This is a genomic window from Streptomyces sp. NPDC006197 (assembly GCF_040613865.1).
Taxonomy (GTDB): domain Bacteria; phylum Actinomycetota; class Actinomycetes; order Streptomycetales; family Streptomycetaceae; genus Streptomyces.
Genome location: NZ_JBEXSZ010000091.1, coordinates 23,086 through 32,008, shown reverse-complemented (window position 1 = coordinate 32,008; position 8,923 = coordinate 23,086). Strand labels below are relative to the sequence as shown.

The following is an 8,923-nucleotide window of genomic DNA, read 5'->3' as shown; positions in this document are numbered from 1 at the left end:
CGTCGAGGCGGGCGACGGCGTGCGCGTACGCCTCGTCGACGCCGGTCTCCAGGTCGTTGTGGTTGATCGCGTTGGCGATCAGCAGGACCGAGCCGGGTGGCCCGCTTCTTCGTGAGCGGCGTCTCCGCCGTGCTCCTTCACCGCCGCTCCGTGGACGTCGGTGCGGCCCGCTCGGGCCCTGCGGTACCCTGGCGCCATGCGTGCCGTACGCCTCCTGCTTACCGAGCCGCGCTGACCAGTCCCGACGGATGGCAGACATCCCGTCGGAGTCGGCGCGGCATCCCCTCCTGTGCGAGGGGATTTTTCATTTCGGGCAGTTCGTGGCAGTGGGCAGAGACGATCGATGGAGCATCAAGGACCATGACCGAGATCACGACGGCCGCCGAGACGGCGGCCCCTCATCGCTACACGGCGGCCATGGCCGCCGACATCGAGGCACGCTGGCAGGACTTCTGGGACGCCGAGGGAACCTACGAGGCGCCGAACCCCACCGGTGACCTGGCGGGCGACCCCGCCGTCGCCGCCCTGCCCAAGAAGTTCATCATGGACATGTTCCCGTACCCCTCGGGTGCGGGACTGCACGTCGGCCACCCGCTGGGCTACATCGCCACGGACGTCTTCGCCCGCCACGCGCGCATGACCGGCCACAACGTGCTGCACACCCTGGGCTTCGACGCCTTCGGCCTGCCGGCCGAGCAGTACGCCGTGCAGACGGGCACGCACCCGCGTGTGTCCACCGAGGCCAACATGGAGAACATGAAGGTCCAGCTGCGCCGGCTGGGCCTGGGCCACGACAAGCGCCGGTCGTTCGCCACGATCGACCCGGAGTACTACAAGTGGACCCAGTGGATCTTCCTGCAGATCTTCAACTCCTGGTACGACGACGATGCCAAGAAGGCCCGGCCGATCGCCGAACTGATCGAGCAGTTCGAGAACGGCACGCGTGAGGTCCCCGGCACGCGCGCGTGGGGCGAGCTGAGCGCCGCCGAGCGCTCCGACGTCCTGGGCGAGTACCGCCTGGCGTACGCCTCCGACGCCCCGGTCAACTGGTGCCCCGGCCTGGGCACCGTCCTGGCCAACGAGGAGGTCACCGCCGACGGCCGCTCCGAGCGCGGCAACTTCCCCGTCTTCAAGGCCAAGCTGCGCCAGTGGAACATGCGGATCACCGCCTACGCGGACCGCCTGCTGGACGACCTGGACGCGCTGGACTGGCCCGAGGCCATCAAGCTGCAGCAGCGGAACTGGATCGGCCGCTCCGAGGGCGCCCGCGTCGACTTCCAGGTCGGCGACACCGGAGCCATCACCGTCTTCACCACCCGCCAGGACACCCTGTTCGGCGCCACCTACATGGTCCTGGCGCCCGAGCACGACCTGGTCGAGAAGATCGTCCCGGCCGTCTGGCCCGAGGGCACCCACGAGGTGTGGACCGGCGGTCACGCCACCCCCTCCGAGGCCGTCGACGCCTACCGCAAGCAGGCCGCCTCGAAGTCCGACGTCGAGCGCCAGGCCGAGGCCAAGGACAAGACCGGCGTCTTCACCGGCGCGTACGCGACCAACCCGGTCAGCGGCCGGCAGGTCCCGGTCTTCATCGCCGACTACGTCCTGATGGGCTACGGCACCGGCGCGATCATGGCCGTCCCGGCGCACGACAGCCGCGACTTCGCCTTCGCGCGCGCCTTCGAGCTGCCGATGCGCTGCGTCGTGGAGCCGAGCGACGACCGCGGCACCGACCCGTCGACCTGGGAGGACGCCTTCTCCTCGTACGAGGCGAAGCTGGTCAACTCGGCCAACGACGAGATCTCCCTGGACGGTCTGGGCGTCGTCGACGCCAAGGCGAAGATCACCGCCTGGCTGGCCGACCGCGGCATCGGCGAGGGCACCGTCAACTTCCGTCTGCGCGACTGGCTGTTCAGCCGCCAGCGGTACTGGGGCGAGCCCTTCCCGATCGTCTACGACGAGGACGGCGTCGCCCACTCGCTGCCCGAGTCGATGCTGCCCCTGGAGCTGCCGGAGGTCGAGGACTACTCGCCGCGCACCTTCGACCCCGACGACGCGGACACCCAGCCGGAGACCCCGCTGTCCCGCAACGAGGACTGGGTCAACGTCACCCTGGACCTGGGCGACGGCCGCGGCCCGCGCCGCTACCGGCGCGAGACCAACACCATGCCCAACTGGGCCGGCTCCTGCTGGTACGAGCTGCGCTACCTGGACCCGCACAACTCCGAGAAGCTGGTCGACCCCGCCGTCGAGCAGTACTGGATGGGCCCCCGCGAGGGCATGCCGACCGGCGGCGTCGACCTGTACGTCGGTGGTGCCGAGCACGCCGTGCTGCACCTGCTGTACGCGCGCTTCTGGTCCAAGATGCTGTTCGACCTGGGGCACGTCTCCTCGGCCGAGCCGTTCCACAAGCTCTACAACCAGGGCATGATCCAGGCCTTCGTCTACCGGGACGCGCGCGGGATCGCCGTGCCGGCGGCCGAGGTCGAGGAGCGGGACGGCGCGTTCTACTACCAGGGCGAGAAGGTCAGCCGCGTCCTGGGCAAGATGGGCAAGTCCCTGAAGAACGCGGTCACGCCGGACGAGATCTGCTCCGAGTACGGCGCCGACACCCTGCGCCTGTACGAGATGGCGATGGGCCCGCTGGACGTGTCGCGCCCCTGGGACACGCGCGCGGTGGTCGGCCAGTACCGGCTGCTGCAGCGGCTGTGGCGCAACATCGTCGACGAGGCGACCGGTGAGGTCACGGTCGTCGACACCGCGCCCGACGAGGACACGCTGCGCGCCCTGCACAAGGCGATCGACGGTGTCTCCCAGGACATGGCCGCGATGCGCTTCAACACCGCCATCGCCAAGATCACCGAGCTGAACAACCACCTGACCAAGTCCGGTGGCGCGGTCTCCCGGCCGGTCGCCGAGCAGCTGGTCCTGCTGATCGCCCCGCTGGCCCCGCACATCGCCGAGGAACTGTGGCGCAAGCTGGGCCACACCGACTCGGTCGTCCACCAGGACTTCCCGGTCGCCGACCCGGCGTACGTCGTGGACGAGACCGTGACCTGCGTCGTGCAGATCAAGGGCAAGGTCAAGGCCCGCCTGGAGGTCTCCCCGTCGATCACCGACGCGGAGCTGGAGACGCTGGCCCTGGCCGACCCGCACGTGGTCGCGGCGCTGGGCGGCGCCCAGATCCGCAAGGTGATCGTGCGCGCGCCGAAGCTGGTCAACATCGTCGCCAGCTAGCGGCACATAGGGGTTTCCCCTACGGGCAGGTTGGGGGTTCCGATGGAACCCCCAACCTGCCCGTACCGTTTAACGTGGAGGAACCACAGCCGTGGTGAATCGACGGACGCCGGAGGGGCGCACATGGAAGCCACGATTATCACGATCATGGCGCTGCTCTTCTTGTCCTTCGTGGCGCTCGGGGTATACGTCACCGTGAAGGTCGCGAAGGCCGCCAAGCGCGGTGTCGACCGCACCATCGACCAGGCCCGGCGCACGGTCGAGGACACCACGCTGCGCGCCAAGAGCTTCGGTCAGGCCGGGACCGCGGGCGAGCTCGCCCGGCTCCGGCTCTCGCTGCGCAACTCGATGCGCGCCACCCAGGAGGCGCTGCAGGCGGGGGTCGGTGAGGACGCCTCACTGAAGGAGTCGCTCGACCTGTTCCACCGCCTCAGCGCCCATGGACTCGAACTGGACGCGGACCTCAAGCGCCTGGAGCGGGAGCCCGACCGGGCGTGGGTGGCCGGGCAGCTGCCCGAACTCGCCGCACGGACCGAGCGGATCACTGGCTCGGCCGACGCGCTGCGCCGCGCCGCCCGGGAGCGGGCGCTGAAGTTCGCCGAGGACGACCTGTCGTCACTCAGCGCCCAGATCGACGTCGAGGCGGGCGCCCTGCGCCACTGGACGGGCCCGGACGCCACGCCGGGGACGGCCCAGGCCGCCGGTCCCGGGGCAGGGACCGGAGCTGCGGACGCGGCGACGACCGAGGGATGGGGACAGCCCACCCGACCCGCTCGCGGGACGGGCCCGGCCGGCGGAGAACCGTCCGCGATCACGGCGCCCAATCCCCGCCGGACCGCCTACCCCTGGGAGAAGTCGGCCCGCCCGGAGACCACCACCTGACGGCACGGCCCTGAGCGGTGCCCTGCCGGTGAGAGGCCGGACGCCGGGCGGGGACCGAACGGCCCCGGCGCTGCCGTGCCGGGCACGGGTGGACGGTCGGTGAGGGGGGCCGGGCTGCCGTCCGGGAGCCACGGCGGGTAACCTCCCGCTCATGTCCCGGCATGTCGCGATCGTCACCGATTCCACGGCCTACCTGCCACGCCAGACGAGGGAGCGGCACGCCATCACCACGGTCCCGCTGACCGTCGTCATCGGCGACCGCGCCCTCGAGGAGGGCACCGAGATCTCGGCGAAGGCGCTGACCGAGGCCTTGCAGAAGCGCCGGTCCGTCACCACCTCCCGGCCGAGCCCCGAAGTCTTCGCCGAGGCCTACCGCGAGGCAGCGGAGGCGGGCGCGAAGGGTGTCGTCTCGCTCCATCTGTCCGCCGAGGTCTCCGGGACCTACGACGCCGCCGTGCTCGCGGCCAAGAACGCCCCCGTGCCCGTACGAGTGGTGGACACCCGCATGGTCGGCATGGCGCTGGGCTTCTGCGCCCTCGCGGCGGCGCAGGTCGTGGAGGCCGGCGGCTCCCTCGACGAGGCGGTCGCGGCGGCCGAGAAGCGTGCCGCGGGAACGTCCGCCTACTTCTACGTCGACACCCTGGACTATCTGCGCAGGGGCGGGCGCATCGGCGCCGCGCAGGCCCTGCTGGGTTCGGCGCTCGCGGTGAAGCCGCTCCTCGAACTCGACGGCGGGCGGATCGAACTGCGGGAGAAGGTACGGACGGCCTCGAAGGCCATCGCGCGCCTGGAGGAGATCGCCGTGGAGCGGGCCGGCTCCGGCGCCGTCGACATCGCCGTGCACCACCTCTCCGCGCCGGAGCGAGCCACCGCGCTCGCGGACCGGCTCGAGGAGCGCGTACCGGGAATCGAGGAACTCCATGTCAGCGAGGTGGGAGCGGTCATCGGCGCGCACACGGGCCCCGGTCTCCTCGCGGTCGTCGTCTCGCCGCGCTGAGACCGTCCGCCTCGACGCCTCGACGCCTCGACACCGGCCGTCCCGGCGGTCGGGTTCCGTTCGTCCCTCGCAAGGGTGACGGACTTTTCCACAGCGAAGTGCTTGTCCACGGAAGACGGTCGATCTCCGCACGGGCCGGTCGTGATCTCTACCGTCACGGACATGACTCTTCGTACACGCATCGCATCGACCGCTTCCAGGACCTCGGGCTCGACGGGCGCTCCGACGAGCGGGCCCGGACGGGCGCCCGGTTCGGACGGGCGCAGTCGCCCCGGAGGGCGCGGCTCGCCTGCCGGGCGGGCCCGGAGGCGCGCCCGGGTCGAGCGGGCGCCCACAGTGCCCGGAGGAGCCGTGCGGCGGCGGGCAGACGCCCTGTTCCCGACGGCGACACCACCGGCGTCGGTGCCGGAAGCTCGGGAGGTGCCGGAAGCGCCGGAAGCACCGGGGGCTCCGGAGCGTGGTTCCCCGGCAGGGGTACGGGAGCGGGCGGTCGCGCTCCTCCGTGACCGGACCCCGGTGTGGGTGCAGACCAGGTGCGGGCTCGAACCGAGGGCGCTGGCCGCGCTGACGGTGGTTCTGCTCGTGGCCGCCGGTCTCGCGGGCGGGTACTTCTGGACCGGGCGGCCGGAGCCGGTGCACGCTCCCGAACTCGTCCACGCCGCTGCTCCCGTGGCCGCCGTGCCCGCGCCGAGGGGCGGTCCGGGGAAGGCGCCGGGGGACGGACCGGGGCCGGGACCAGGGCCGGAACCGGTGCAGGGGGCCGGGGCTTCCGGGGCGCGGGTCGTCGTCGACATCGGCGGCAAGGTGCGCAGGCCCGGGGTGCTGACCCTGCCGGCCGGCTCGCGTGTGGCGGACGCCCTGCGGGCAGCGGGCGGGGCGGAGCCCGGAGCGGACCTCACCGGGGTCAACCGGGCCCGCGTCCTGTTCGACGGCGAGCAGATCCTGGTCGGTCTGCCAGGGACGTCGGCGGCCGGCTCCGGTCCGGCCGGCCCCGGCCCGGGAGGCGGCGCCGGGAACGGTGCGCCGGGGGTGCCGTTGAGCCTCAACACGGCCACGGCGGACCAGCTCGACGGCCTCCCGGGCGTGGGACCCGTACTCGCCCGGCACATCGTCGACCACCGGACGGAGCACGGCGGCTTCCGGTCGGTCGCGGAGCTGCGGGAGGTCAACGGCATCGGTGAGCGCCGGTTCGCCGACCTCGAGCCGCTGGTCCGGCCATGAAGCCGGACGAGGGAATCGGTGACGAGGGGATCGGCGAGGAGCGCGGCGCGGGGCAGCCGTCGTGGCGGGAGGGCCCTACCGATCTCCGCCTCGTTCCCCTCGCGGCGGCTGCCTGGGCGGCGGCGGCCTGTGCCGTGGGCGCCACCGGCTGGTGGACGGCGGCCGGTGCCACGGTCTGCCTGGTGGGAGCCCTGATCCTGCTGGCGCGGGGGCGGGTCCGGCGGCGCGGGGACCCGGGTGGTGGCCGTGGGGCCGCCGCACCAGGGACCACGCCGGGGTGGCGATTACGGGCGACCGCGTGGGCCGGGGTGTTCCTCTGCGCGGCGGCCGGAGCCGCCTCGGCGGGGCTGCACGCGGCGGATCTGCGGCGGGGCCCCGTGCCGGAGCTGGCACGGGAGTACGCGCGGGCGCGGCTGGAGGTGGCGGTGACCTCAGACCCACGGCTCACCCGGCCCAAGGTCCGGGGCAACGCGATGGCGCCGGTCTCGATCGTCCTGGACGGCGAGGTGACCCGGGTCGAGCGGTCGGACGGCTCGGTCCACCGGACCCGGACGCCGGTCCTGCTGATCGTGCCGTCGGGGGAGGGGCGGGAGGAGTGGCTGCGCCTCCTTCCCACCACCCGGCTGCGGGTCGGGGCCCGGCTCGCGCCGCCGCTGCGACCCGGTGAGCCCTTCGCGGCGGTGCTCAAGGTCGACGGGGCCGGCCCTCCGCGGATCGTCGGCCCGCCGAGCGCCCTGCAGCGGACGGCGGGGGACCTGCGTGCCGGGCTGCGGGAGGCGACCGAGAAGCTCGACCCGGACGCGAGGGCCCTGCTGCCCGGGCTCGTCGTGGGGGACACCTCCAGGATCGGTCCCGAGCTGCGGGACGCGTTCGAGGCGACCGATCTCACCCACCTCCTGGCCGTCTCCGGCAGCAACCTCACGATCGTGCTGCTCCTGCTCGTCGGACGGCCCGGGCGGGCGCAGCAGGTGGAGCGGGGCGGGCTCGCGCCACGGATCGGGCTGTCGCTGCGGGTCACGGCGCTGGCCGGGGGAGGGCTGACGCTCGCGTTCGTGGTCGTCTGCCGACCGGACCCGAGCGTGCTGCGCGCCGCGGCCTGCGGTCTGGTCGCGTTGCTCGCGATCGGTACCGGACGCCGGAGATCGCTGATCCCCGCGCTGGCCGCCGCCGTCCTCGTCCTGGTGCTCTACGACCCCTGGCTCGCCCGGAGTTACGGCTTCCTGCTCTCGGTCCTGGCGACCGGGGCGCTGCTGACGATCGCCCCGCGCTGGAGCGAGGCGCTGCGGCGGCGCGGGGTGCCCGGGCGGGCGGCGGAGGCGCTGGGCGCGGCCCTGGCGGCGCAGGCGGTGTGCGCGCCGGTCGTGGCGGTGTTCGCCGCCCGGGTGAGTCTGGTCGCCGTCCCGGCGAACCTCTTCGCCGAGCTCGCGGTGGCGCCGGCGACGGTGTGCGGGTTCGCCGTGCTCGCCCTGGCGGCGGTCTGGATGCCTGCGGCGGAGGGGCTGGCGTGGGTGGCGGGATGGCCGGCCGGGTGGCTCGCGCGGGTGGCCCGTACGGGCGCCGCGCTGCCGGGGGCCGAGCTGGCCTGGCCCGGCGGGTGGTGGGGCGGCCTCGCGCTGGCGCTGCTCACGGCACTGGTGGTGCTCGGGGCGCGGAGACTGCCGTACCGGGGTGTGGTCGGCGCGCTCGTCGCCGGGCTGCTCCTGCTCGTGGTGGTGCGGCCGGCGCCGCTGGCCCGGTGGGTCACGGGGTGGCCGCCGCCGGGCTGGGTGTTCGCCATGTGCCAGGTGGGACAGGGGGACGCGACGGTGCTCGCGGCGGGCGGGGACTCGGCCGTCGTGGTGGACGCGGGCCCCGACCCCGTGCCGGTGGACCGCTGCCTGCGCGAACTCGGGGTGCGGAGGGTGCCGTTGGTGGTGCTCACCCACTTCCACGCCGACCATGTGGCCGGGCTTCCCGGCGTGCTGCGGGGGAGGACGGTGGGCGCGATCCAGACGACGGGGCTCGAAGAGCCGCCCGGTCAGGCGGCGTTCGTGCGGCGGACCGCGGCCGCGGCGGGGGTGCCGCTGATCCGTGCGGGGCCGGGCGAGCGGCGGAGGATCGGGGCCCTGGAGTGGCGGGTGCTCTGGCCGTGGACCGGTGCCGGAGGAGGCGATGCCTTCGGATCGTCCGTCGGCGGGCCCAACGACGCCAGTGTCACGCTGCTCGTCCGTACCGCCGGAGGGCTGAGCCTGCTGCTGCTCGGGGATCTCGAACCGCCGGCCCAGCGGGCGTTGATGAGGGTGCATCCGGGGCTGGGGCCGGTGGACGTCCTCAAGGTCGCCCATCACGGTTCCGCGCACCAGGACCCCGGCCTGATGCGGGCGGTGCGGCCGAGGCTCGCGCTGGTGTCGGCGGGGCGCGACAACCCGTACGGCCATCCTTCGCCCCGGACGCTGGAGGCGCTGGGGGCGGGCGGCGCGCGGGTGCTGCGGACCGACCGGGACGGGGCCGTCGCGGTGGTGGGGGCGGGGCGGGGCCTCGTGGCCGTGCCGGGAGGGGGGTGAGGCTGCCGGAGAGGCTTGCAACGGCCTGGTGGAGGAGGCCGCCCGG

The 8,923-nt window shown here is 73.7% G+C and carries 6 protein-coding genes; 5 read left to right on the top strand and 1 reads right to left on the bottom strand.

Going from position 1 to position 8,923, the window contains the following annotated elements:
• The coding region (locus tag ABZ318_RS25600; protein WP_356904811.1) for a hypothetical protein at nucleotides 1-259 on the bottom strand (259 nt) is incomplete at its 3' end.
• 101 nt (nucleotides 260-360) lie between these two features.
• On the opposite strand from ABZ318_RS25600, the gene leuS reads away from it, so the two are divergent.
• The 5 genes from leuS (at nucleotide 361) to ABZ318_RS25575 (ending at nucleotide 8,877) form a co-directional block, all read left to right on the top strand.
• Nucleotides 361-3,234, top strand: a complete 2,874-nt coding sequence (gene leuS / locus ABZ318_RS25595) for a leucine--tRNA ligase (RefSeq protein ID WP_356904808.1) — start codon at nucleotides 361-363, stop codon at nucleotides 3,232-3,234.
• Between the two features lie 123 nt (nucleotides 3,235-3,357).
• Nucleotides 3,358-4,116: a hypothetical protein gene (locus tag ABZ318_RS25590; protein ID WP_356904807.1), complete on the top strand. Its 759-nt coding sequence runs from the start codon at nucleotides 3,358-3,360 to the stop codon at nucleotides 4,114-4,116.
• Nucleotides 4,117-4,267: 151 nt separating this feature from the next.
• Nucleotides 4,268-5,113 (top strand): DegV family protein, encoded by an 846-nt coding sequence (locus tag ABZ318_RS25585; RefSeq protein ID WP_356904806.1) that lies wholly within the window; start codon nucleotides 4,268-4,270, stop codon nucleotides 5,111-5,113.
• A gap of 522 nt (nucleotides 5,114-5,635) precedes the next feature.
• Nucleotides 5,636-6,334, top strand: coding sequence for a ComEA family DNA-binding protein (locus tag ABZ318_RS25580; protein ID WP_356904805.1), 699 nt, complete (start codon nucleotides 5,636-5,638; stop codon nucleotides 6,332-6,334).
• On the top strand, nucleotides 6,331-8,877 hold the full coding sequence (locus ABZ318_RS25575; protein WP_356904804.1) for a ComEC/Rec2 family competence protein: 2,547 nt from the start codon (nucleotides 6,331-6,333) through the stop codon (nucleotides 8,875-8,877). Before ABZ318_RS25580 ends, ABZ318_RS25575 begins: the two co-directional genes overlap by 4 nt.
• The last annotated feature ends 46 nt before the right edge of the window (nucleotides 8,878-8,923 follow it).

Bases quoted from the DNA above. Each gene is read 5' to 3' on its own strand.
- ABZ318_RS25590 (WP_356904807.1), top strand. From the start codon at position 3,358: ATGGAAGCCACGATTATCACGATCATGGCGCTGCTCTTCTTGTCCTTC.
- ABZ318_RS25585 (WP_356904806.1), top strand. From the start codon at position 4,268: ATGTCCCGGCATGTCGCGATCGTCACCGATTCCACGGCCTACCTGCCA.
- ABZ318_RS25575 (WP_356904804.1), top strand. From the start codon at position 6,331: ATGAAGCCGGACGAGGGAATCGGTGACGAGGGGATCGGCGAGGAGCGC.
- leuS (WP_356904808.1), top strand. From the start codon at position 361: ATGACCGAGATCACGACGGCCGCCGAGACGGCGGCCCCTCATCGCTAC.